20 protein-coding genes and 1 tRNA gene are annotated in these 24489 nt (G+C 72.9%); 10 read left to right on the forward strand and 11 right to left on the reverse strand.

What is annotated here, in order from left to right:
- The first annotated feature begins 11 nt into the window (after positions 1–11).
- From ACYU8V_RS04980 to ACYU8V_RS05000, 5 genes are all read left to right on the forward strand, one after another.
- A complete protein-coding gene (locus ACYU8V_RS04980) occupies positions 12–494 on the forward strand; it encodes a DUF421 domain-containing protein (RefSeq protein ID WP_460845612.1) in 483 nt (160 codons plus the stop codon).
- On the forward strand, positions 491–3376 hold the full coding sequence (locus tag ACYU8V_RS04985; protein ID WP_460845613.1) for an FAD-binding and (Fe-S)-binding domain-containing protein: 2886 nt from the start codon (positions 491–493) through the stop codon (positions 3374–3376). Before ACYU8V_RS04980 ends, ACYU8V_RS04985 begins: the two co-directional genes overlap by 4 nt.
- Before the next feature lie 54 nt (positions 3377–3430).
- Complete coding sequence (locus tag ACYU8V_RS04990; RefSeq protein WP_460845614.1) at positions 3431–4054, forward strand: DUF2231 domain-containing protein; 624 nt, start codon at positions 3431–3433, stop codon at positions 4052–4054.
- A 118-nt stretch (positions 4055–4172) separates the two neighbouring features.
- On the forward strand, positions 4173–4751 hold the full coding sequence (locus ACYU8V_RS04995; RefSeq protein ID WP_460845616.1) for a hemerythrin domain-containing protein: 579 nt from the start codon (positions 4173–4175) through the stop codon (positions 4749–4751).
- A 46-nt stretch (positions 4752–4797) separates the two neighbouring features.
- Complete coding sequence (locus ACYU8V_RS05000) at positions 4798–5358, forward strand: type 1 glutamine amidotransferase domain-containing protein (protein WP_460845617.1); 561 nt, start codon at positions 4798–4800, stop codon at positions 5356–5358.
- Between the two features lie 34 nt (positions 5359–5392).
- Here ACYU8V_RS05000 and ACYU8V_RS05005 read toward each other — a convergent pair whose 3' ends face one another.
- The 3 genes from ACYU8V_RS05005 to ACYU8V_RS05015 all read right to left on the reverse strand — a co-directional run bounded on the left by ACYU8V_RS05005 (position 5393) and on the right by ACYU8V_RS05015 (position 8709).
- Entirely contained in the window at positions 5393–6220 is an 828-nt protein-coding gene (locus ACYU8V_RS05005) for a cation diffusion facilitator family transporter (RefSeq protein ID WP_460845677.1), read from the reverse strand.
- Between the two features lie 85 nt (positions 6221–6305).
- Entirely contained in the window at positions 6306–7025 is a 720-nt protein-coding gene (locus tag ACYU8V_RS05010; protein WP_460845619.1) for a glycoside hydrolase family 16 protein, read from the reverse strand.
- A 109-nt stretch (positions 7026–7134) separates the two neighbouring features.
- A complete protein-coding gene (locus ACYU8V_RS05015) occupies positions 7135–8709 on the reverse strand; it encodes a GMC family oxidoreductase (protein WP_460845620.1) in 1575 nt (524 codons plus the stop codon).
- 121 nt (positions 8710–8830) lie between these two features.
- Between ACYU8V_RS05015 and ACYU8V_RS05020 the strand changes: the two genes are divergently transcribed.
- The gene (locus tag ACYU8V_RS05020) at positions 8831–10060 is read left to right on the forward strand and encodes a PucR family transcriptional regulator (protein WP_460845621.1); all 1230 of its coding nucleotides are present in this window, start codon (positions 8831–8833) and stop codon (positions 10058–10060) included.
- Positions 10061–10067: 7 nt separating this feature from the next.
- On the opposite strand, the gene ACYU8V_RS05025 is transcribed toward ACYU8V_RS05020, so the two are convergent.
- Positions 10068–13445: a bifunctional proline dehydrogenase/L-glutamate gamma-semialdehyde dehydrogenase gene (locus tag ACYU8V_RS05025; protein WP_460845623.1), complete on the reverse strand. Its 3378-nt coding sequence runs from the start codon at positions 13443–13445 to the stop codon at positions 10068–10070.
- Between the two features lie 81 nt (positions 13446–13526).
- On the opposite strand from ACYU8V_RS05025, the gene ACYU8V_RS05030 reads away from it, so the two are divergent.
- Positions 13527–14435: a LysR family transcriptional regulator gene (locus ACYU8V_RS05030; protein ID WP_460845624.1), complete on the forward strand. Its 909-nt coding sequence runs from the start codon at positions 13527–13529 to the stop codon at positions 14433–14435.
- Positions 14436–14491: 56 nt separating this feature from the next.
- Here ACYU8V_RS05030 and ACYU8V_RS05035 read toward each other — a convergent pair.
- Positions 14492–14565 (reverse strand) — tRNA-Pro (locus ACYU8V_RS05035).
- A gap of 105 nt (positions 14566–14670) precedes the next feature.
- Here ACYU8V_RS05035 and ACYU8V_RS05040 point away from each other — a divergent pair.
- Complete coding sequence (locus tag ACYU8V_RS05040; RefSeq protein WP_460845626.1) at positions 14671–15423, forward strand: group I intron-associated PD-(D/E)XK endonuclease; 753 nt, start codon at positions 14671–14673, stop codon at positions 15421–15423.
- Here ACYU8V_RS05040 and ACYU8V_RS05045 read toward each other — a convergent pair.
- Positions 15399–18725, reverse strand: a complete 3327-nt coding sequence (locus ACYU8V_RS05045; RefSeq protein WP_460845628.1) for an error-prone DNA polymerase — start codon at positions 18723–18725, stop codon at positions 15399–15401. The two genes, ACYU8V_RS05040 and ACYU8V_RS05045, sit on opposite strands and share 25 nt — an antisense overlap.
- A 31-nt stretch (positions 18726–18756) precedes the next feature.
- Complete coding sequence (locus ACYU8V_RS05050; protein WP_460845630.1) at positions 18757–19788, reverse strand: MerR family transcriptional regulator; 1032 nt, start codon at positions 19786–19788, stop codon at positions 18757–18759.
- A gap of 111 nt (positions 19789–19899) precedes the next feature.
- Between ACYU8V_RS05050 and ACYU8V_RS05055 the strand changes: the two genes are divergently transcribed.
- Entirely contained in the window at positions 19900–20145 is a 246-nt protein-coding gene (locus ACYU8V_RS05055) for a DUF1272 domain-containing protein (RefSeq protein ID WP_460845631.1), read from the forward strand.
- A 28-nt stretch (positions 20146–20173) separates the two neighbouring features.
- Positions 20174–20356, forward strand: a complete 183-nt coding sequence (locus ACYU8V_RS05060) for a hypothetical protein (RefSeq protein WP_460845632.1) — start codon at positions 20174–20176, stop codon at positions 20354–20356.
- Here the strand turns inward: ACYU8V_RS05060 and ACYU8V_RS05065 are convergent, their stop codons facing one another.
- The 4 genes from ACYU8V_RS05065 to ACYU8V_RS05080 are packed head-to-tail and all read right to left on the reverse strand — an operon-like array spanning position 20357 to position 24453.
- The gene (locus tag ACYU8V_RS05065; protein ID WP_460845633.1) at positions 20357–21214 is read right to left on the reverse strand and encodes an LLM class flavin-dependent oxidoreductase; all 858 of its coding nucleotides are present in this window, start codon (positions 21212–21214) and stop codon (positions 20357–20359) included.
- A 9-nt stretch (positions 21215–21223) separates the two neighbouring features.
- Positions 21224–22126 (reverse strand): phenylalanine 4-monooxygenase, encoded by a 903-nt coding sequence (locus ACYU8V_RS05070; protein ID WP_460845635.1) that lies wholly within the window; start codon positions 22124–22126, stop codon positions 21224–21226.
- 34 nt (positions 22127–22160) lie between these two features.
- Positions 22161–23843: a DNA polymerase Y family protein gene (locus tag ACYU8V_RS05075; protein ID WP_460845637.1), complete on the reverse strand. Its 1683-nt coding sequence runs from the start codon at positions 23841–23843 to the stop codon at positions 22161–22163.
- A 22-nt stretch (positions 23844–23865) separates the two neighbouring features.
- Positions 23866–24453 (reverse strand): hypothetical protein, encoded by a 588-nt coding sequence (locus tag ACYU8V_RS05080; protein ID WP_460845638.1) that lies wholly within the window; start codon positions 24451–24453, stop codon positions 23866–23868.
- Between the last annotated feature and the right edge of the window lie 36 nt (positions 24454–24489).

Consider the following 24489-nt stretch of genomic DNA (forward strand, 5'->3'; position numbering starts at 1 on the left):
GGAGGCACCCCGTGGAGATCGCCCTCAGAGCACTGGTCATGTTCGTCTTCCTGTGGGGCGTCACCCGGGCCGTGGGCCGCTCCACGCTCGGTGAGCTCAGCACCTTCGAGCTGCTCCTCTACGTCACCCTCGGCGACCTGATCCAGCAGGGCGTCACCCAGCAGGACTACTCGCTCACCGGAGCCATCATCGCCATCTCGGTGTTCGCGGTCCTCACCGTCGCGCTGTCGTGGGCCCAATGGCGGTTCCCGCGGCTGCGCTCCGCGATCAACGGCTCCCCCGTCGTCGTGCTGCGGGACGGACAGATGCTGGTGCGCGCCATGCGCGAGCAGCGGCTCAGCGACGTCGACCTGATCGCGGCCGCGCGCCAGCAGGGCATCCGCGACCTGGCCGAGCTCGACCTCGCGGTCCTCGAGGCCGACGGCAAGATCTCCTTCTTCCCAGCCGGCTCCTCGGGGCGGTCCGGTGCTCCCGAGACGGCCGGCCAGTCATGAGCGCGTCCGTCGAGGAGGCGCTGCGCGAGGTCGTCCCGGGCGGGGTGCACTTCGACGCCGGCCACCGGGCGGCGTACTCCACCGATGCCTCCAACTACCGGCAGGTGCCGATCGGCGTGGTCGTGCCGCGGACCGTCGAGGACGCGGTCGCGGCGGTGCGGGTCTGCAACGAGCACGGCGTACCGCTGCTGTCACGCGGGGGCGGCACGAGCCTGGCCGGGCAGTGCACGAACACCGCGGTGGTCATCGACTGGTCGGTCCACTGCCGGGCGGTGCTGGAGGTCGATCGCGAGCGGCGTACCTGCATCGTCGAGCCCGGCATCGTGCTCGACGACCTCAACCGCGAGCTGGCCCCGACCGGGCTGCGCTTCGGGCCCGAGCCCGCCACCCACCGCAACTGCACGATCGGCGGGATGATCGGCAACAACTCCTGCGGCGCGACGGCTCAGCGCACCGGCAAGGTGGTCGACAACGTACGCCGGCTGGAGGTCCTGCTCGCCGACGGGACCCGCTTCTGGTGCGGCCCCACGACCGAGGAGGAGCTGGCCCGCATCGAGGCACGCGGCGACCTGCGCGCCTCGGTCTACCGCAAGCTGCGCACCCTCGGCCAGGAGTACGCCGACGACGTGCGCCAGGCCTTCCCCCAGATCCCGCGCCGGGTGTCGGGCTACAACCTGGACAGCCTGCTTCCGGAGTACGGCTTCGACGTGGCGCGCGCCCTGGTCGGCAGCGAGTCGACGCTGGTCACGGTGCTGCACGCCGAGCTCGAGCTGGTCCCCGTGCTGCCCGAGAGCACGCTGGTCGTGCTCGGGTTCGACCGCATCGACGCCGCCGCCGATGCCGTCCCGGCGGTGCTCGACCACGAGCCGGAGGCCCTCGAGGGCCTCGACGAGCACCTGCTGCGCGACGAGAAGCTGCAGCGCGAGCACGTCGACGCCATGTCCCACCTGCCGGCCGGCCGGGCCTACCTCATCGTGCAGCTCTCCGGCGACTCCCGCGAGGCCGTCGACGAGCGGGCGCGACGGCTGCAGGACGACGTGGACCGCTGGCCGCACCCGCCCTCGACGCGCATCGTCGGCGACCCCGACGAGCAGGCGAGGATCTGGAGCGTCCGGGAGGCCGGGCTCGGGGCGACCGCCCACCCGCCGGGCCACCGGGAGACCCACGAGGGCTGGGAGGACTCGGCGGTGCCGGTCGAGGCGCTCGGCGACTACCTGCGGGACCTGCGCCGGCTGTTCGAGAAGTTCGGCTTCGAGGATGACGCCGGCCCCGCGCTCTACGGGCACTTCGGCCAGGGATGCGTGCACACCCGGATCCCGTTCGACCTGACCAGCAGCCGCGGCATCGCCGCCTTCCGCAGCTTCCTCGAGTCAGCCGCCGACCTCGTCGTGCGGTACGGCGGGTCGCTGTCCGGCGAGCACGGCGACGGCCAGACCCGCGGTGAGCTGCTCGGTCGGATGTACCCGCCGCGGGTGCTGCGCGCCTTCGAGGAGCTCAAGGCGATCTTCGACCCGCGCGACCTGATGAACCCGGGCAAGGTCGTGCACCCGCTGCCCCTCGACCACAACCTGCGCTGGGGAGCCGACTGGACACCGAAGCAGGAGCGCCGCACCTGGTTCGCCTTCCCCGACGACGACGGCTCGTTCGCCAACGCCGCCGAGCGATGCGTGGGCGTGGGCCGGTGCCGTCAGTCCGCGCCGCGGGACCAGGTGATGTGCCCGTCGTACCAGGTGACGAGGGACGAGCGGCACTCCACGCGCGGCCGGTCCCGGCTGCTGTTCGAGATGCTCGACGGCCACCGCGAGGGACCGATCGCGGACGGGTGGCGCTCCGAGGAGGTCCGGGAGGCGCTCGACCTGTGCCTGGCGTGCAAGGGGTGCAAGCACGACTGCCCCGTGGGGGTCGACATGGCGACGTACAAGGCGGAGTTCCTGGCGCACCACTACGCCGGCCGGCTCCGCCCGCGCGCCGACTACGCCCTCGGGTGGCTGCCCGCCGGCGTACGGGCCACGCGGCGGGCGGGCCTGGTCGGCGCGGCCAACGCGGTGCTCGGCAACCGGGTGACGCGGCGCGCGGCGGCCGCGATCGCCGGCCTGGAGAACCGGCCCTTCCCGCGCATCGCGCAGCAGAGCCTGCAGGAGTGGGCCGCCGGCCGGCCGGCACCTCGCGAGGCCGGGCGCACCGTGCTGCTGTGGCCGGACACCTTCACCAACCAGTTCGCGCCGGAGATCGGCCGGGACGCCGTACGGGTCCTCGAGGACGCCGGGTTCGCCGTCGAGATCCCCACCGAGCCGCTGTGCTGCGGGCTCACCTGGATCTCGACCGGGCAGCTGCGGACGGCCCGCCGGAGGCTGACCCGCGCGACCGAGCTGGTCGCCGACCACCTGCACCGCGGCGGACTCGTGGTCGGCCTGGAGCCGTCCTGCACCGCCGTGCTGCGCTCCGACGGACCCGAGCTGCTCCCCGAGAACCGAGACGTACGCCGCCTGCGCGACCAGACCCTCACCCTGGCCGAGCTGCTCACCCGGCACGCCCCCGGCTGGCACCCGGAGCTGGTGGGACGCGCGGCCGCCGCCCAGGTCCATTGCCACCAGCACGCGATCATGGGCTGGGACGCCGACGAGGCGCTGCTCGCCACGGCCGGTGTGCACGCCGACCGGCTCCCCGCCGGCTGCTGCGGTCTGGCCGGCAACTTCGGCTTCACCCGTGGCCACGGCGAGATCAGCCGTGACATCGCCGGGCAGGCGCTGCTGCCCGAGCTCGCCCGGAGATCGCCCGACACGGCGGTGCTGGCCGACGGGTTCTCCTGTCGCACCCAGATCGAGCAGCTCGCAGGGCGGCGCCCGCTGCACCTGGCGCAACTGCTCGCCCAGGGCCTCTGAGCGGGCGGCTCGCGCATGCCGCATGCGCGGGTGATCCGGGGGTACGGCGTACGCATGGACACACTGAACCCGCAGTCAGAGCTGTTCAAGCGCCTCGCCGCCTCCAGCGCCGCGAGCCTGCTGGAGCCCGTCTACCGCCGCGCCGCCGACGCGCTCGAGACCTCCGGCTACGCCGGCATCCTCCGCGGTGAGGGCTGGCTCAACCATGGCGCGCACCCCGTGCTGACCGACGTACCGATCGGGCTGCTGACCGCGACCAGCGTGCTGGACGTCCTGGGCGGCCCGAAGTCGCGGCGTGCCCGGACCATCCTGTGCGGCCTAGGCGTGGCCTCGGCCATCCCGACCGCGGCCAGCGGCCTGGCCGACTGGAACAAGCTCGAGGGCGAGGACCGTCGCCTCGGCGCCGTCCACGCGGCCGGCAACGGCGTGGCCGTCGCCCTCTACGCCAAGTCGACGATGCTCCGCCTGGCCGGGCACCACGGCCGCGGCACGCTCTGCGCCCTCCTGGGCGCCGGGGTGATGACGGCGGCCGGCTACCTCGGCGGCGAGCTCGCGCTCAACCGCGGCGCGGCGTCGCGTCAGGCCGCCCCGGTGGGCGGTCCGCTGCCGACGGAGCACCCGGTGCCGGAGGGCTCTCCCGCCCCGACGGACGCGCGGGGGGCTCGGCACTCGGTGTGAGTCGAGGTGGGGGTCGAACTGTGGGTCGATCGGGTCGGGTGCCGTCGCATGACCTCTCGGAGCCCGGGTACCGCCGCGATGACCGAGGAACGATCACCGACGATCCCAGGAGGAACCGATGGGTGACCCCACCGAGGACATGCAACAGGCGTCGAAGCTCCCCGACGGCGACGTGATCCGCATCCTGCTCGAGCAGCACGCCCGGATCCGCACGCTGTTCACCGACATCCAGGAGGCGATCGGCACCGCGCGGGCAAGCGCGTTCGCCGAGCTGCGGGCGATGCTCGTGGTGCACGAGACCGCCGAGCAGCTGGTGCTGCGGCCCGCCTCGAGGAAGGTCGCCGGCACCGACGTCGTCGATGCGCGCCTGCACGAGGAGGCCGAGGCGACCGAGGTGCTCGCCGAGCTGGACAAGATGGACGTCGACAGCCCCGAGTTCCACGCGAAGCTGGTCGCGTTCCAGGAGTCGGTCGACGCGCACGCGGAGGCCGAGGAGCGCGACGAGTTCCCCGCCATCCTCGCGGGCTGCACGGCAGAGGAGCGCCAGACGATGGGCCGGATGCTCACCGCAACGGAGAACCTCGCCCCGACCCGCCCGCACCCCACGACGGCAGGCAGCACGGTGGCCACGGTGCTGACGATGCCGCTCGCCTCGATCGTCGACCGCACCAAGGACGCGATCTCCAAGGTCGGCTGACCACCGCACGCACCGCACGCAAGCCACGCACGGACGGAGGATGCAGATGAACGACACGAAGGTCGCCTTCCTGGTCGCCAACGAGGGCATCGAGAGGGTGGAGCTGACCACCCCGTGGGAGGCCGTCAGCGACGCCGGGTACCAACCCGTGCTGCTCGCCCCCGAGGCCGGTGACGCGGAGCTCTTCGACCACCTCGACCGCGTCGACACCATGCCCGCCGAGGCGCTGAGCGAGGCGGGCGGTGCGGACGAGTACGCCGCGCTCGTGCTGCCCGGGGGCGTCGCCAACTCCGACAAGCTCCGCGCCGACCCCGACGCGGTCGCCTTCGCCGGAGCGTTCCTGGCCTCGGGCAAGCCGGTGGCGGCCATCTGCCACGCCCCGTGGACGCTCGTCGAGTCCGACGTGCTGTCCGGCCGCAAGCTCACCTCGTGGCCCAGCCTGCGCACCGACATCGTCAACGCCGGCGGCGAGTGGGTCGACGAGCGCTGCGTCGTGGACGGGAACCTGATCACCAGCCGAAGCCCGGACGACCTGCCCGCCTTCACGGCGGCCCTGCTCGAGGCCGTCAACCACGGCGTCGACTCGGCCGACGTCGCGGCGATCTGACGAGATCTGACGGGGACTGACGGGCGCGGCGTGCTCAGTGCACGCCGTGCTCGTGCTCGGCGTGCGACAGGGGCTCCAGCTGGAACGTGGAGTGCTCGACGTCGAAGTGGCCGCCCAGGCACTGCTGCACCCGGTCCAGGATCTGCGGGGCGTGACCGTCGTTGAAGCACGAGTCGTCGACGACCAGGTGCGCCGAGAGGCTGGGGTGCCCCGAGGTCACCGACCACACGTGCAGGTCGTGGACGTCGTGCACGTGGTCGACGCGCAGCAGGTGCTGCCGGATGCCGTCCAGGTCCGTGCCCGCAGGAGCGGCCTCGAGCAGGACCCGCCCGGAGTCGCGCAGCAGGCCCCAGCCCGAGTGCACCATCAGCGCGACCACGACGAGGGAGGCGACGGCATCGGCGCGGACCCAGCCCGTCGTGAGGATGACGACGGCCGCGACCGCCGTACCGACGAAGCCGTAGAGATCGGTGAGGATGTGCTGGTAGGCGCCCTCGACGTTGAGGCTGCTGCGGTTGGCCTTGGCCAGCGCCCACGCGGCCACGACGTTCACCACGATGCCGGCCAGGGCGACGACCAGGACCGGGCCACCGGCCACCGACGGCGAGGTGTCGATGAGGCGACCGATCGCCTCGACCGCCACCACGGCGGCGATCACCAGCATCGTCACCCCGTTGCCGAGCGCCGAGAGGATCTCGGCACGCTTCCAGCCGAAGGTCCACTCCCCTGCCGCCGGCCGCGCCGCCAGCCGCATCGCCCAGAGGGCCACGGCGATCGCCCCGGCGTCGGACAGCATGTGGCCCGCGTCCGAGAGCAGCGCCAGCGAGTCGGTCAGCAGGGCCACGACGACCTCCGCCGCCATGTACGCGACGAGCAGGGCCAGCGCGGCGGTCAGGTAGCGCCGGTCCGCGTCGGCGGTCACGCCGTGGTCGTGATCGGCACCCACGTCAGCCAGGGTAGGGGGTGAACTCGAATCCGCTGAGCACGACCTCGGAGGCGGGGGTCTGGTTCCAGCCCGATGCGCAGCCGCACAGCCAGAAGTTGATGCCGACGGACTCGTCGTACGGCACCGGTACGTCGGCGCCGCTCGCCGTCGCGGTGCCGATCAGGTTGCCGGAGGCGTCCCACGAGGACCAGGTCAGCAGGCCCGGCTGCCAGACGAACTGCTGGGTGCTGGCACCGGCCGGCGCCGGCGTACGGGCCACGGAGTCCTGCCCGTTCGCCCAGGTCGTGTAGTCCCAGGTGATCGGCGTCGTGCCCCAGCCGGAGGCCTCGATGTCGATCTCGCGGTGCCCGTAGCCGGCGTCGCGGCCATAGGTGAACAACCCGAGCACGTACTCCGGCGCCTGCTTCGACACGTCGGAGGCCACCTGCCAGCGGTAGGTGCCGTAGCCCCAGCCGTTGCGGGTGGAGTCCAACTCCGCCTGGGCGTAGTGCCCGTGCTTGTCACGGGTGACCTTCAAGTGCAGCCGGCCGGCGGAGTCGACCGAGACGTTGCCGGGCGACCACGTCTGGGGCGCGCCGGGGTTGCCGGGCGCCGAGCGGGCCACCCAGGTGTAGCCGGCCCACGAGACGGTGGACGAGCGCACCCGCGCCTGGGCCGGGGCGAGCACCCCGCCGGTCAGGGCGAGCAGGAGGGCCGCCGGCAGCACAGCGATGGACTTCATGTGATCACCCTCGGCCATGGGGCCGCCGCATGCGCGGCGACGCGACAACTTGCACAGACGTGCAGACCGATCGGCGCGATCCGGACGGATCTGAACCCTTCGCGCCGGCTCAGGCCCGGATCAGGTCCGCGGCCTTCTCCCCGATCAGCATGCTCGGGGCGTGCGTGTTGCCGTGGGTGACCCGCGGCATCACCGACGCGTCCGCCACCCGGAGCCCCTCGACGCCGTACACGCGCAGGCCGGCGTCGACGACGCCGTCGCCCTCCACGCCGATCCGCGCCGTGCACGAGGGGTGATAGGTGTGCTCGACGCCCTTCCGGATCGCCTCCTCGAGTCCCCTGCGGCCGCCGCCGAACGCCGGACCCGGGTGGATCTCGTGGTTGGCGAAGCCCTTCATCGCGCGGGCGGCCATCACCTCGCGCGCCCGCTCGATGCCCTCGACCATCGACGTCATGTCGTCGGGGTGCTCGAAGTAGTTGTTGCAGATCCGCACCTTCGCGCCCGGGTCCGCGGAGGCCAGCCGGACGGTGCCCTCCGACTTCGCGCCGACCAGGGAGAGTCCGATCGCGACCGCGCGGCCGTCGTACGTCGCCGCGCCGTGCTCCCAGAAGTACGCCGGCGCGCCGATCATCTGCATCGCCGGAGCGTCGTCGGCGACGCTGGTGTGGAAGAACGCGCCCGCCTCGCCGACGTTCGAGGTGAGCATGCCCCGGCGCTGCAGGAGGTAGCGCAGCAGCTGGATCGGCTTCTCGGCTGACGCGAGGTTGTCCGGGTGGCTGCTGTCCCAGTTGACCATGTACATGGGGTGGTCCATCAGGTGCGCGCCCACGTGCGGGTTGTCGACCACCACGCCGATGCCGTGCTCGGCCAGGTGGTCGGCCGGCCCGATCCCGGAGAGCATCAGCAGCTGCGGGGTGTTGTAGGCCCCCGCGCTGAGGATCACCTCGCGGCGGGCCCGGATCGTCTCGACCCGCCCTCCCGTCGCCACGACCACGCCTCTCGCCCGGCCGCCCTCGATCAGGACACGGTGCACCAGCGCGCCCGGCGTGATCGTCAGGTTGGCCCGCTTGCGGGCCGGCGCCAGGTAGCCGTCGTACGTCGTCCAGCGCTGGCCGCGGTGCGTGAACCGCTGGTAGAGCGACGCACCCTCCTGCTGGGCCCCGTTGAAGTCGTCGGTGCGTCCGAGCCCGACCTCCGCCATCGCCTCGACGAGCTGGCGCGATCCCGACCGCGGGTCGGGCGCGTCCTCGACGAACTGCGGACCGCTGCCGCCGTGGTAGTCGCTCGCTCCGCGGCTGTTGGTCTCCATCCGGCGGAACAGCGGGAGCACCTCGTCGTAGGACCAGCCGGTCGCGCCGGCCTTGGCCCAGCCGTCGTAGTCGGCGCGGTTGCCGCGGATGTAGATCATCGCGTTCATGCCGCTGGTGCCGCCGAGCATCTTGCCGCGCGGCTGGTAGATCCGCCGGTCGCCCAGGTGCGGCTCGGGCTCGGAGGTGTAGTCCCAGTCGGTCCTGGTGTGGAACTGCTTGGCGAACGCCGCCGGGATCTGCACGTTCAGGTTGGGCCGGCTGCGACCGCCGGCCTCGAGGACGAGCACGCTCGTGTCCGGGTCCGCGCTGAGGCGCCCGGCGATCACGGCCCCCGCCGATCCGCTCCCGACGATGACGTAGTCGAACTCCTGCATGATGTCCCCTTCGGCCTGGTACGCGCTGGTGGGACCGATCATGGTCGCGGGTCGCAGTGGACCGCTTGTGACACACGCCATAAGGTCGACCGTCCGATGGAGATGAGCCCAAAGGAGGGCCATGACCGACGGGGCCACCCCCTCTGCGGCACTCAGCGCGTGGCTGGAGGGCTTCGCCGAGGGTGCGATGAACCCCGACGAGGTGGATGCGTTCGTCCGCAGCGTCGACGCCGAGATCCTCGCCGCGATCCCCGAGATCGCCGCGGACCGCACCCTCGCCGAGGAGCTGCACGCCTCCACACGCGCCCACTGGCGCAGCTTCCTCGTCGGCCTCGGTGACGAGTACCAGCTCACGCTCCCCACGGCCGCCGTCGCGCTGAGCCTGTCCATCGCGCGGCGCAACCTCGAGATCAGTGTCCTGCTCAAGGTCTACCGGATCGCGAACAAGGCCGTCTTCCGCTACCTCATGGATCGCACCGAGCCCGCCGGCCTCCCGGCCGGGCTGCGCCGCGACGAGGCGCTGCTGGCCGTCTGGCTGCGTGCCGAGCAGTGGATCGACGACTCCGTGGAACAGCTCATCGAGCACTACACCCGGGAGCGCGCGAGCCTGGCGGCCGGCGTCCAGGCCCGGCGGGCTCAGACCATCGAGGCGCTGCTGGCCGGTGCGCCGCCGACGGCCGAGCACGCGCGCATCCTGGGGCACAACCTGCGCCAGTGGCAGACCGCGTTCGTGCTCGCCGGCGCGCCGGGGACCGACGAGACGGCCCCGCTCTACGAGGTCGCGCAGCAGGCCTGCGCCCTGCTCGGCCTCCCACGGCCGCTGACGCACCTCGCCGGGAACCGCGAGCTGTGGGGCTGGACGAGCACGCCGGAACGGCCCGTCGTCGACCTCCCGACGGTCATCGGCCTGCTCACCGATGCGGGGCTGCACCTGGCCACCGGCGGCCCGATGAGCGGATCCGCGGCCTTCCGCATCAGCCATCTCCAGGCCGTCGCCGCCCACCGCGTCGTGCTGCGGACGGCTGCGCCCGCGCATGCGTACGCCGACATCGAGCTGGCCACCCTCCTCGGAGACGGCGAGCTCGCCCGGGACCTGGTACGACGCGAGCTGGCTCCGCTGCTCAGCGGCACCAAGGGCGAGGACGGCCTGCGCGAGACCGCCCTCACCTATCTCCGGTCGGGCCTCAACGTCGATGCCACCGCCGACCGTCTGTTCGTGCACCCGAACACCGTCCGCTACCGGATCTCCCGGATCGAGGAACAGCTCGGGCACCGCATCTCGGAGCGCGCCGGGGTGCTCGACGCCTGCCTGTCGTGGGTGGACGTGTACGGCGCCGACGCCGTCGGCTGAGGACCCGTCAGAGCAGGCCGTCGGCGAGGGACGTGGGCGACCCGAACCGGTGCGCGGTCACCGCGACGGCCTGCTCGTGCAGGAAGGTGAGCAGCTCGATCCGCCCGGCCTCGAGCACAGGCTGCGCGTACAGCGCGACGTCGGGGCGTCCGCCGCTCGCCGCGGCGAACCCGGCCCGGCTGCCGCCGATCAGGCGCACCCGATGCGGGGCGTCCGGGCCCTGCAGCGTCGCGGCCCACTGCTCGGCGTCCTCGTCGACGACCCGCACGCCCTCGGCGAGCAGCCGGCGACGTACCTCCTCGGCCAGGGGTACGCCGAGCGAGACCGTGACCTCGGCGCCGACCCGGGTCCCGGCCGAGACGACCCGCTGCAGCTCGAGCGGCGCGTCGCGCTCCACCCGCACGGTGGCGGGCACGGGCAGGTGCCGCAGCACGTTGCGCTCCGCGACCAGGCCGCTGACGTCCCTCGGCGTACCGAGCTCGGCCCAGGCCGCCTCGTCGGAGGCCCGGGCGCGGTCCAGGAAGCCGTCGTCGACCGGCGTCGTGGGCGCCCAGTCGGTGAGCCCGATCAGGTAGCTCGGCCCGCCGGCCTTGGTCCCCGCGCCCACGGCCGACCGCTTCCAGCCGCCGAACGGCTGGCGCCGCACGATCGCGCCGACCGTGGTGCGGTTGACGTAGGCGTTCCCGGCCTCGACCGTGTCGATCCACCGCGCGATCTCGTCGCGCTCGAGGGAGTGCAGTCCGGCGGTGAGGCCGAACTCGGTCCCGTTCTGGACCTCCATCGCCTCCTCGAAGGTGTCGACGGCGATCAGGCCGAGGACGGGCCCGAAGTACTCGGTGAGGTGGAACTCCGAGCCCTTGCGGACCCCGGTCTTCACGCCCGGCGTCCACAGCCGCCCCTCCTCGTCCAGCCGGCGCGGCTCGACCAGCCACGACTCCCCCGGCGCGAGCTCGGTCAGGGCGCGCAGCAGCTTGCCGCTCGCGGGCTCGATGAGCGGGCCGACCTGGCTGGTCGGGTCCTCGGGAAGACCCACCCGCAGCGAGGTGACCGCGTCGACGAGCTGGTCGCGGAAGCGCCGCGACCGACCGACCGACCCGACCAGGATCGCGAGCGAGGCCGCCGAGCACTTCTGCCCGGCGTGGCCGAACGCGGAGGCGACGAGGTCCTTGACGGCCAGGTCCAGGTCGGCGTGCGGGGTGATGATCATCGAGTTCTTGCCCGACGTCTCGGCCAGCAGCGGCAGGTCCGCACGGAAGCCGCGGAACAGCTGCGCGGTCTCGAAGGCGCCGGTGAGGATCAGCCGGTCCACCCGCGGATCGGCGACCAGGGCGCGTCCGACCTCGTCCTCGGGCACGTGGACCAGCCGCAGCACGTCCCGGGGCACGCCCGCCGCCCACAACGCCTCGACGACGACCGAGCCGCAGCGGGCCGCCTGCGGCGCCGGCTTGACCACCACGGCCGACCCGGCCGCCAGCGCCGCGGCGATGCCGCCGGTGGGAATGGCGATCGGGAAGTTCCAGGGCGGTACGACCAGGGTCAGCCGCACCGGCACCGGGCGCGCGCCGTCGATCCGCTCCAGCCCCTCGGCGAGCTCGGCGTAGTAGTCGAGGAAGTCGATCGCCTCGGAGACCTCCGGGTCGCCCTGGTCGAGCGTCTTGCCGCACTCGGACCCGGCCACCTCGAGCAGCTCGGCCCGTCGGCGCTCCAGCTCGACGGCCGCGGCACGCAGGATCGCGCCACGCTCGTGGGCCGGTGTCCGCGCCCAGCCGTCGGCCGCCGCGACCGCACCGTCGATGACCGCCTCGACGCCGGCGACCGTGTCGACGGCGTACTCCTGGACCAGGTCGGCACCGAGCCGCGAGCCGGCCATCCGGCCGATGATCCCGGCCCCCCAGGCGCGGTTGCCGGGCAGCGACGGGTCGGTGTCGGGGGTGTTGGCGAAGCCTCGCGACGGCGCGGCCACGACCGGCGAGCGACGGTCCTGGGTGCGGTACGGCGGCGGGACGCTGCCGTCGACGGCCGCCAGCGATCGCACGAACCGGTCCCGCTCCCGGTCGTAGAGCGCGCGGTCGTGGGACAGGTCGAAGACCGCGCTCATGAAGTTGTCCGGGCTCGCGCCCTCCTCCAGCCGCCGCACCAGGTAGGCGACAGCGACGTCGAAGTCGTCGGGGTGCACCACCGGGACGTAGAGCAGCAGGCCGCCGACGGTCTCCCGCACCGCCTCCGCCTGGCCCTCCGCCATCCCGAGCAGCATCTCCAGCTCGACGCCGTCGCGGACCCCGCGCTCGCCCGCCAGGATCCAGGCGTGGGCGATGTCGAACAGGTTGTGGCCGGCGACGCCGACCCGGACGTTCGCGACCCGCTCCGGGGTGAGGGCGTAGTCCAGCACGTTCTTGTACGACGTGTCCGACTCCTGCTTGGAGCCCCAGGTCACCAGCGGCCAGCCGTGCAGCTCGGCCTGGACGCGCTCCATGGGCAGGTTCGCGCCCTTGACCAGGCGCACCTTGATCGGGGCACCCCCGCGCGCCCGGCGCGCCGCGGCCCAGTCCTGGAGGCCGATCATGGCCGACATCGCGTCGGGCAGATAGGCCTGCAGCACGATCCCCGCCTCGAGCCCGAGCAGCTCGTCGCGCTCGAGGAGTCGCTGGAAGACCTCGATGGTGATGTCGAGGTCGTGGTACTCCTCCATGTCCAGGTTGATGAACTTGCGGCGGCCGGCCGCGGACTGCTCGGCGGCGTACCGGTAGAGCGGGAGGAGGCGCTCCACGACCTCCGCCACGGCCTGGTCGTAGGCCCACGGCGCGTGCGGCGCGACCGGTGAGGAGACCTTGATCGAGACGTAGTCGACGTCGGGCCGCCGCAGCAGCCGCATCGTGCCCTCGAAGCGGCGGTCGGCCTCCGCCGTACCGAGCACGGCCTCGCCGAGCAGGTTGATGTTCAGCCGGACGCCGCGGCTGCGGATGCGCTGGATCTGCCGGCCGAGCCGGGCGTCGGTGGCGTCGATGAGCAGGTGGCCGACCATCCGGCGCAGCACCCGCCGCGCGACCGGGATGACCAGCCAGGGAGCGACCAGCGAGACCAGCGCACCCAGCCGCAGCGCCGCGCGCTGGTAGCGGGGCAGGAACCTCGGCGTCAGGGCCACCAGCTCACGCAGGGCCGCGGCCGCGACACCCACGTCCTCGGGACGCACGACCCGGTCCACGAAGCCGACGGTGAACTCGAGGCCGCGCGGGTCCTTGAGGACCTCGGCCAGCCGCTTCGCGGAGGGGTGGACGGGCTTCTCGGCGGCGGCGTCGAGCCAGGCGCGGACCTGCTGCTCCACCTGCTCGAGGTGCCGGTCGTGCGCGAGGGTCTCGACCTGCTCGGCGTGCTGGGTGCGGTCCATGTCTCGATCATCGGCCCGGTGATCCATCAGGTCCAGCGACGTTTTCTGTCGGATATCGATCAGTCTGACTAATCTGTCAGGATGCTCGACGTACGCCGCCTCCGCCTGCTCCGCGAGCTGTCGATCCACGGCACGCTGGCGGCGGTCGCCGAGGTCCTGCACCAGAGCCCGTCCTCGGTGTCCCAGCAGCTCAGCCTGCTCGAGCACGAGGTGGGCGTGGAGCTGCTGCGCAAGGCCGGCCGGCGGGTCGAGCTCACGCCGGCCGCCCAGCTGCTGGTCGAGCACACCGGCCGGGTGCTGGAGCTGCTGGAGCGGGCTCAGGCCGAGGTCTCCGCGCTCGGCGACGACGTCGCGGGCACCGTCCAGATCGCCGCGTTCCAGTCGGCGGCCCTGGCGTTCATGCCGCAGCTGCTCACGCGGCTCGCGGCCGAGCACCCGCGGCTCCGGGTCACGATGTCGCAGCGGCTGCCGGAGGAGGCGCTGCTCGAGGCCCGGTCCAACGAGCTCGACCTGGTCATCGCCCAGCAGTACCCCCACCACCCCGCGCCGCTGCACGCCGAGCTGGACCGGGCGCCCCTCACCACCGACCTGCTCCGGCTCGCGGTGCCGCCCACCGGCACGCCGTGGGACGGGATCCGCCGGCTGGCCGACGCCGCCCACGCGCCGTGGGTGATGGAGCCCCGCGGCGCGGCCTCGCGCGCCTGGACCGAGTCGATCTGCCGGACCGCGGGGTTCGAGCCGGACGTGCGCTTCGAGACCGACGACCTCGAGGCCCAGATCGCGCTGGTCGAGACGGGCAACGCGGTCGTGGTCCTCCCCGACCTGATGTCGGTACGCCGCCGCCCGCACGTCCGCTGGGTCGACCTGCCAGGCCGCCCGCGGCGCGAGGTCTTCACCTCCACTCGGGCCGCCATCGCCGGCGCCCCGCAGATCGTGGCCTGCCGTGCGGCGCTCGCCGCCGTCGTACCGGCGGTGCTGGAGCTGGAATGAGCAAGGGGCCGTCCCGCTGGTGCGGAACGGCCCCTTGCTGACCGAGAATTCTTCGGTCGGGCTGACAGGATTTGAACCTGCGACCCTCTGACCCCCAGTCAGATGCGCTACCAAGCTGCGCTACAGCCCGCTGCTCCGAGCACTCGCTCAAAGCGGATCGAACCTTACCGCAGCGCCTGTCGGGTCCGGCAATCGGTTGGCCCTTGTGTCGGCGGTGCGTCCTAGCGTCCTCGACATGGGTGGCGCTCGGACCTACTCGGACGACCAGCTGGCGGCAGCGGTCACAGCCGAGACTTCGTGGCGGGGCGTGCTCCGCAGCCTCGGCCTGTCGGCGACGTCAGGTGCCGTCCAGCGATCAGTGCGACGGCGGGCCGAAGAGCTCGGGCTGGACCATGCCCACTTCCGAGGGCAGCGCCGGTGGAGTGACAGCGACCTGGCGACGGCTGTGGCCGTCAGTCGGAGCTGGCAACAGGTGGCCGATCGCCTCCACCTTCGCGGCGGTTCGTGGACGACCACGCTCAGGGGCCATGCTCGACGCCTGAGCCTGTCGACCGCACACTTCGAATCGGCGGCCGGTCCACCCGCGGCGGTATCGGATCATCCCTCCGTAGCAAGGTTGCGGAAGGCTGCGCCGATGATGGCGGCGGCATGGTTCACCTTGTGCGGTGCCGATGTGTCGTGGCCACTCGAGCCCTGCGCCTTCGATCTCGTCGTCATCGATTCGGGCACGGTTCGTCGGGTGCAGGTGAAGAGCAGCACCGTCCGGTCGGGCAGCACGTGGGTCGCCCGGATCACGCAGAGTGGCCGCGGAGCAGTGCCCTACGACATCGACGAGGTGGACTGCTTCTTCGTCGTCGATGGTGATCTGAACTTCTACCTGATCCCCTCGGCTGAGGTGGGAGGACTGACGACCATCCATCTCTCTGCCTACGAGGGCTTCCGACTGGATCAGCGACTGCACGCTCACCGGAAGTCGCGGGAGGACTGACGGGCCTGCAGCGCCGACCCCGCCCCCGGCAGCAGTACGTCGAGCGCCTCGACCCGGTCGGCGAGCAGGTTCGTGACGCCGTCCTGTCGCTCGAGCCGGCCGCGGATGATCACGGCGACGCGGTTGCGGGCGGCCTGGCGGTGGGCGCGCATGACGCCCTGGGAGCAGACGACGTTGAGCATCCCGGTCTCGTCCTCGAGGTTGAGGAAGGTGATGCCCTGGGCGGTGCCCGGACGCTGGCGGTGCGTGATCAGGCCGGCGACGTGCACCCGCCTGCCCGCATCGATGCCGCCGAGGTCACCGACCGCCACGATCCCCTGCTCGCGCAGCCGGTCGCGCCAGTGCTCGATGGGGTGCTTGTCCGGGGAGATCCGGGTTGCCCACAGGTCGGCCAGTGTCTGGTCGATCGCGTCCATGGCGGGCAGCGTCGGCGGTGCCGGGGTGGCGGTCGTGCCGGGCAGGTGGGCCCGGCTCTCGGCGTACCCACTCATCCAGAGGGCCTGGCGCCGGTCCAGCCCGAACCCCTCGAACGCCCCCGCCGTGGCGAGCGCCTCCAGCTGCTGGGAGCTGAGTCCGGTACGCCGGGCGAGGTCGGTGATGTCGGCGTACGGCGCCTGCTGCCGCTCGGCCTCGATCCGCCGGGCCAGGTCCAGGCCGATCCCCTTGACCGCGTCCAGCCCGAGCCGGACGGCGAAGGCAGCGTCCCATCGCACCTGACCAACGCGTTGGGTTTCGGCCTCAGACCCAACGCGTTGGTCAGGTACGACGGGCTCCAGGCCCGCCTGCGCCCCGGACAGCGCGATGTCGGGCCGCAGCACCGTGACCCCGTGCCGGCGGGCGTCGGCGACCAGCGACTGCGGTGAGTAGAAGCCCATCGGCTGGTTGCGCAGCAGGCCGGCCAGGAACGCCGCCGGGTAGTGCAGCTTGAACCACGACGAGGCGTAGACCAGCAGCGCGAAGGACAGCGCGTGCGACTCGGCGAAGCCGAAGCCCGCGAAGGAGAGGATCTTGACGTAGATCGCGTCCGCGGCGTCGCCGGTGATCCCCTTCTCGGCCATGCCCTCGTAGAGCTTCGCCTTGACCTTCTCGATCCGTTCGATGCCGCGCTTGGACCCCATCGCCCGCCGCAGCAGGTCGGCGTCGTCGGCGTTGCAGTTGCCGAGCGCGACGGCCATCTGCATCAGCTGCTCCTGGAACAGCGGCACGCCGAGGGTGCGCTCCAGCACCGGGATGAGCAGCGGGTGGTCGTAGGTCACCGGCTCGCGGCCCATCTTGCGCCGGATGAACGGGTGGACCGCGCCGCCCTGGATCGGCCCGGGCCGGATCAGCGCGATCTCGATGGTGAGGTCGTAGAAGCTGCGCGGCTTCAGCCTCGGCAGCGTGCCGATCTGTGCCCGGCTCTCGACCTGGAACACGCCGATGGAGTCGGCCTCGCCGAGCATGTCGTAGACCGCCGGCTCCTCCTTGGGGATGGACTGCAGCGTCCACCGCTTGCCGGTGTGCTCGGCGGCCAGCCGCATGGTGTGGTCGAGGGCGCCGAGCATGCCCAGCCCGAGCAGGTCGAACTTGACCAGCCCCATCGTCTCGCAGCCGTCCTTGTCCCACTGGAGCACGGTGCGCCCGGGCATCCGGGCCTTCTCGATCGGGCAGACCTCGCCGATCGGCTGCTCGGTGAGCACCATCCCGCCGGAGTGGATGCCGAGGTGGCGCGGGGCGGAGAGGAACTCCTCGGCCAGCTCCCTGACCTGGGCCGGGATGTCCTCGTTCTCCCCGGCCGGCAGGGTGCTCCCCCAGCCGTCGATCTGCTTGGACCAGGCGTCCTGCTGGCCCGTCGAGAACCCGAGCGCCTTCGCGGCGTCACGCACCGCCATCCGTGGCCGGTAGCTGATGATGTTGCAGACCTGCGCGGCGTTGCGGCGCCCGTAGGTGTCGTAGACCCACTGGATCACCTCCTCGCGCCGGTCGGAGTCGAAGTCGACGTCGATGTCCGGCTCCTCCTCGCGGTGCTCGGAGATGAACCGCTCGAAGGGCAGCTTGAAGAGCACCGAGTCGATCGCGGTGATCCCGAGGGCGTAGCAGACCGCCGAGCTGGCCGCCGATCCCCGGCCCTGGCAGAGGATCCCCTGCGACTTCGCGAAGGCGACGATGTCGTGGACGATGATGAAGTAGCCGGCGAAGTCCTTCTCCGCGATCACCCGCAGCTCGCGCTCGACCCGCTCCCGAGCTGCCTGCTCGTGCTCCTGGCCGGCGTAGAACTCGGTGAAGCCGCGCTCGGTCAGGTGGCGCAGCCAGGTGTCGGGCGTGAACCCGGCCGGGATGCCCTGCTTGGGCAGCTTGGGCTGTGCCTTGCGCAGGTCGAAGGCCAGCTCCTCGGCGAGTACGACGGAGCGACGGATCGCGTCCGGATGCCGCTCGAAGCGCGCCAGCATCTCCGCCCCGCTGCGCAGGTGCGCCGATCCGGAGAGGTCCAGGCGCCCCTCGAGGTCGGCGATCGAGCTGCGCGCGCCGATGGCCGCCATCGCGGTCGCCAGCCTCCGCCCTGCCGGGGTCGCGTGGTGGACGTTGCCCGTGGCGACCACCGGCAGGTGCCGGTCGGCGGCGAGCGCGGCGAGCAGGTCGTTGTCGTCGTCGGCCCCGGGGTGGTCGCGGGCGATCAGCTCGACCACCACGCCGTCGGCGCCGAAGCGGTCGACCAGCAGGTCCAGCTCGCGAGCCGCCGCCATCGCCCCCTCGCGCGCGAGCGCCTGCCGCACGCTCCCCCGCCGGCACCCGGTCAGCACCACCCAGTGGTCGCGGCCCAGGTCGACCAGCTCGTCGAGGTCGTGGCGCGGCTGCCCCTTCTCCGGCGCCCGGAGCCCCGCCTCGGTCATCGCGCCCGAGAGCCGGTGGTAGCCCTGCACTCCCCGCGCCAGGACCAGCAGGTGGCTCTCGGTCCCCTCCCACTGCAGGGTGAGCTCGGCGCCGTACACCGTCGGCATCCGCTGCTCGGTGGCCGCCTCCGCGAACAGCGGGGCGCCCGCGAAACCGTCGTGGTCGGTCAGCGCGATCCCGCTCAGGCCGAGCCGGGCCGCCTCCTCGACCAGCTCCCGCGGGCTGCTCGCCCCGTCCAAGAAGCTGAAGTGGGAGTGGCAGTGCAGCTCGGCGTACGGCGTCGCCCCGGCCGGCCGCTCGATCGCCGCGGGCTCGGGCTTGGGCCGGCGGCGGGAGACCGGCGCGTCCAGCCGGGCCGCCTCGCTCGGCGGTCGTCCGGACAGTCGTCGCTCGATCTCCCGCCACGGCACCGGCGGGTTGTTCCACCCCATGACGCCATCATGGATCGAACATCTGTTCGAGTCAATTGTCGATGACGACGACCCCGTAGTTGTCCGGCGCACCGGCGGCGAGGACCGCGCCTTCGACGCTCGCCGCGACCTCCTCGGGAGCGGTCGCAGCGGTGATCAGCTCGCCCAGTCGCTGGGCCGAGAGCACCGCATGCACGCCGTCGGTGGTCAGCACGAGCCGGTCCCCCGCACGGCGCGCCACCACCGCGAGATCCGGCTCCGGCGGGAGGCCGGCGGCGATCGCCCGGTTGAGCCGCGCCCGATCCTCGTGCGCCAGCGCCTCGTCGGCACTGAGCAACCCCTCGTCGACCAGCCCCTGGACGACGGTGTGGTCGCGGGTGATCCGCTGCACGCGCCCCTCCCGGACCAGCAGCAGCCGCGAGTCGCCCACGTGCGCCACGGCCACGCGGTCGCTGCCGAGCACGACCGCGGTGAGCGTGCACCCGCAGCCCTCCCGGCCCGCGATCGAGGCCGCGGCCTGCGCCACCGCCTCGTCGAGCAGCGCGACCGGGTCGATGACGCCGTGCAGGTCGTCGTACCGGCCGATCACCTCCAGCACGTCCGTCGCCAGCGTCGGGTCGGTCCCGAACCCGTCGGCGACCGCGAACACCCGCCTGCCCAGCCGCACCCCGTCCAGCATCAGGTCGCGTCCGCCCTGCCCCGTGCGCGCCCCGGCCTCGACCGCCGTCTCCACGTCGATCCTCATCCCTGCCTCCTCGTGTCGTGACTCCTCCACGAGGACCGCCATCCCGCGGCGCCGCGAGGCATGATCGGCCTCGACCTGGCGCCAGTACGACGCCAGCTCGGCCGACCGCGCCTCGACCGGGAGGTCCAACACCGCACGGATGCGCGCCAACGGCATCCCGACCAGCCGCAGGCGCGCCACCAGCCGCGCCCGCTCGCACTGATCGGGCTCGTAGTAGCGGTAGCCGCTGACGCCGTCGACCTCCGCCGGCACGACGAGCCCCAGCTCGTCGTACAGGCGCAGCGCCTTCGGCGTCAGCCCCACGGCCTCGGCGAACTCGCCGATGGTCATCCGCTGCATGGATCCCATCCTCGTCCCCGGCGACGGTCGCGCCGGACACCCGACACGCTGGACCTTGACGCCGGGGAAAGGTCAAGCGCGGCCTTCCCGAAAACCCCGATACTTGACGGCATGCTGGAGATGAGGCCGTCCTGCGAGTGCTGTGACACCGACCTTGCACCCGACGCCGCCGGCGCTTTGATCTGCAGCTTCGAGTGCACCTGGTGCCGCGCCTGCGCGGAGGGCTGCCTGGGCGGTGTGTGCCCGAACTGCGGCGGCGGCTTCGAGACCCGACCCCGGCGTACCGGCGCCGCACTCGCCGCCAACCCGGCCTCCACCGAGCGCGTGCACCAGCCCGGACTGCACCGCTCCGTGTGAGCCGCCGGCCCTCGGGTACCGACCCGGCATGAGCACCGATCCCGAGGACGACCGCGTACGGACCCGCGCCGAGAACCTGTGGCCCGAGGAGCAGGAGGCGGGCAGCGACGACCCGGAGGCCCAGGCGGAGGCGATCCTGGAGGAGTCCGACGAGCGGGTGGAGGCACCCGAGGAGACCCGCCGGGACAGCAGCCAGACGCCCGGCCCCTGATCAGCCCAGGACGGAGCCGGCGATCGCCTCGAAGACCGCCGGATCGGAGTCCCAGTCGCTGTCGGGTCGCGGCCAGTGGATCGCGATGTCGGTGATGCCGAGCTCGGCGTAGCGGCCCGCCAGGTCCTCGAAGGCGTCGACCGACTCCAGCCACGGCTCCTCGGTGAACCCGGTGAGCAGCAGCCGGGGCACGTCACGGCTGTCGCGGCCCACCTCGGCACAGGCCGCCTCGAACCGCTCGATCTGCGTGCGCACCTCCGGGTACGGCGCCTCCGAGCTCGGGTTGGCCACCCAGCCCTGCCCGTAGTGGGCGGCGAGGCGTACGCCGCGCGGCCCACCCGCGGCGATCCAGAACGGGGGACGCGGCTGTTGCACCAGACCCGCCCCGACCGGCGCCTCGAGCGCCGACCAGTGCTCGCCGGAGACCGACACCGACGTGCCGCCGAGCAGGGCGTCGAGCTGGGCGACGTACTCGGCGAACCGGTCCGAGCGCTCCCGCGGGGTCCACTCCCGCCCCAGCACCAGGCCGTCGGAGGTCGGTGAGTCGCCACCCGCGCCGATGCCGACGGTCAGCCGCCCGCCGGAGATCCGGTCGATGGTGCGGATCGCCGAAGCGGTCGGGATCGGCGTACGGAAGTTCGGGGAGGTGACCAGGGTGCCGAGGCGGATCGTCGAGGTGACGGCGGCCGCGGCGGCCAGGGACGCGTAGGCGTCGTCCCACGGGGTGTGACCGCGCCAGGCGAGGTGGTCGTAGAGCCAGCCGCCCGCGAAGCCCATCTCCTCGGCGCGCTCCCAGTGCGAGCGCTGGGTCGGCCAGTCGTGGATCGGCCACAGCACGGCGTGCAGCTTGAGGGTCACCCGACGAGGCTAGTGGCCGGCCGCGACGGTCTCCGGCACGCCGAGCCGGTCGGGCGTCTCGTCGTCGCAGCCGGCGAAGAACGACCCCACCGCATCCACCATGTGCGCGAACGACTCGGCCGCGAACAGCACCGGCTGGTAGTGGGTGATGTCGTAGTCGATGCTCGCCATCTGCGCGAAGTCGAGCGGCCGGATCTCCATGTCGCGGAACTCCGCGATCTCGCCGTAGGAGGACAGTATGCCGGCGCCGTACGCGCGCAGCTCGCCCTCCTCGTGCAGCACCCCGAACTCGATGCTGAACCAGAACACGTCGGCCACGGCCTGCAGGCCGCGCTTGGTCTCCATCCGGCGGGCAGCCGCGCCGGCGAGCCGGTTGACCTCGGCGACCTGCGGGTCGGCGAGCAGGTTGCCGTGCCCGAGCACCTCGTGGATGACGTCCGGCTCGGGGGTGTAGAGCGGGACGGCGTGGTGGCGCAGATACTGCGTGGAGTGGAAGACGCCGTCCTCGAGCGAGCCGTAGAACTGCTCCGACGGCACGATCCCGGCCGCGGGCACGTAGGAGAACCCGGTGAGCCGACTCAGCCCGGCCGTCACCTCGTCGAGCTGCGGCACCCGGTCGCGCGGCAGGTCGAGGGACGCGACGGCGTCACGGTAGGCACGGCAGGCGTAGGTCTCGTGCAGCGGCGCGATCTCGCGGCACACGGTGCGCCAGACGTCGTGCTCGACCTCGGTGTAGTCGATCCGCGGCAGCGGCTCGCCCGGCGACCACGCCAGCGCGGCCGCGGCGATCTCGTTGCGCCGCGCGCGGTAGGCCGGGTCGTCCACCCCCGGATGGCCCGCATCGAGGTGGACGGTGACGCTTCCGTCCTCGCCGGTGGTCACCGGGGAGTAGAGCTGCGCTTCTTCGAACATGTGGGGTCTCCAGCGATTCGATAAGACAGTTTTTTCAATCGTACGCCGCCTCCACCGTCCATCCTCCTGCGCCGCCCCCTGTTTCTCCGGCGCTCCACCGCATCAGCCAGGCCCGCCCGTCCACCCCGACCAGCTGGAACCGGACCGACCGCCCGGCGCCCGGCTCGAGCCACCACCGCTCCTCCACCGGCCACGGTCCCGCCCACCCGGCGACCGCGCACCAGCGCGCCGTCCGGCGCTCCGGCGCCACCCGCAGCCGGGCCGGTCCGCCGGTCACCACCCCGCGATCGGTCACCGCCACCGTGCGCCCGGCCTCATCGACCACCTCCGCCGCCAGGGGTACGTCGAACACCCGGCTCGGCGCCGGCCCCGGGATCCGGCCCGGCCACGGCTCGCTCACGTCGCGCAGCCCTGCCGGCCGGGTCCCCCACGGCACCAGTGCCTGCCGGTCGGCCGCGCCCCGGCCGCCCTGCAGCACGGGCACCCGCACGGCGTCGTACCCGACCATGGCCTGGACCCGCGCCACCCCGCGCAGCACCTGCTCCTCGGCACCGCCGCCCCACAGGCCGTCGGCGTGGTCGCCGGCCGGCTCGACGGTCTCGGGCAGGAAGCGCACCAACGTCACGGGAGCGGTGATCGCGCCGGAGCTCTTGCGGCTGCGCAGCCCGGAGGTCGCCATGCCGGCCTGGAGCTGCCAGTGCACCCGGTCGATGAGGTCGCGGGAGGTGAAGCAGCGCGGGTGCAGCCAGGTGCGGGCCGAGAGGCCCGCCCCCTGCTCGAACTCAGCCTCGATCCGGACCGCCGTCGCCACCAGCTGGCGGTCGGCGAGGCCGGTGACGAAGCGCTCGGCGGTCGTCCGCACCGAGAAGGTCACCGCCTCGGCGGAGTCCAGCGGCGGCTCGAAGGAGATCTCGCGAGCCAGCTCGGGCGGCGGCTCACGGCCGGCGACCAGCGACCGCCCCCGACCGTGCACCCGTCGCCACAGGTCGGCCCCGTAGGAGCCGAACCGGTTGCTGACCTCGTCGGCGCGGAGGTCGCCGAAGTCGCCGAGCCGGGTCAGCCCGAGCCGGCGCAGCAGGTCGGCGACCTCGCGCCCCTCGTCACCGTCGTCGACGAGCACGGACACCGGGAGGGCACGCAGGAACGCGGCCGACTCCCCCGGGCGTACGACGACGCACCCCTGCAGCGGGGCGGACCTGGCTGCGCGCTCTGCGGTGTAGAGGTCGTCGGCGACCCCGAACCGGCAGTCCCAGACCCCCGCGCCGACCAGGTGCTCGGCGAGCAGCGCGGCCCCGGTCTCCTCGCTGCTCGTGGAGCCCGCCCCGAACCGCCCGGCCGCCCGCACCGCCAGCAGCCCCGGCCGGATCGGCGCCACCCCCGGGCGGAGCTCCTCGACCACCGCCAGCACCGGCTCGAACCAGCGCGCGTCCCGCTCGGGGTCGGCCTTGAGCAGCACCAGCTCGGGGCACTTGGACTGGGCATCGCGCCGCCGCTGGCCTCGGCGTACCCCCTCGTCGCGGGCGGCCTGGTTGCAGACCTGCACGATGTTGCCCGAGAGCACCACGGCCGGGGACCGCGAGGACGGTCTTTCGGTGGTTGAGTAGTCCGAGCGAGGAACGAGCGAGGACGTATCGAAACCCTCTGCGGACTCGGCGGCTTCCGCGAGGGCTGCCGTCACCGACCAGTCCGGGCACCAGACGACCAGGACCCTGGCCATCAGCCGGCCCTCATCCGAGCCCTCATCCGACCAGCGGGAAGTCCAGGTCGCGGGCGTGCGGCCTGCCCATCGCCTCCACCGCGACCCGCATCCGCCGGGACCGCAGCCGGCCGCGCCCCTGGCCCACCCCGCTCCACTCCGACCCGAGCGCGGACAGCCGGGCGTCGGTGCGGGGCCAGTCGCCGTGCACGACGAGCACCCCGGACCGCGCCCGCAGCCGAGCATCCAGGATCGAGGCGGACTTCGCGTCCACCCCGCCGGCGGGCCGCAGCACGACGACCTTGAGCACGTCGATCAGCGCGGCCGTCACCTCGAGCCAGTGCTCACCGGGCGACGGTACGACGACGGTCCGGGCCAGGTCGATGCCGAGCTGATGGGCGGCCTCGACCCCGAAGTCGCCCCAGCCCGCGAACCCGATCCACTCCCCGGCCCGCGAGGCGCCGGCGGCCAGGGCCATCGCCAGCGAGGCGGAGTCGACCGCGTAGCTGCCGCCGGTGCGCAGCTGGACCAGGCCGTCGAACATCGGCAGCATCGGCAGGCCGAGCCGGGTCGGCCCGCCCTGCAGCGCGGTGATCTGCCCGCGCAGCTGCTCGACGACCGCCAGACTCATTCACCCATGATCGAACATTTGTTCGATCATGGCAAG

The organism is Nocardioides ultimimeridianus, from assembly GCF_054777895.1.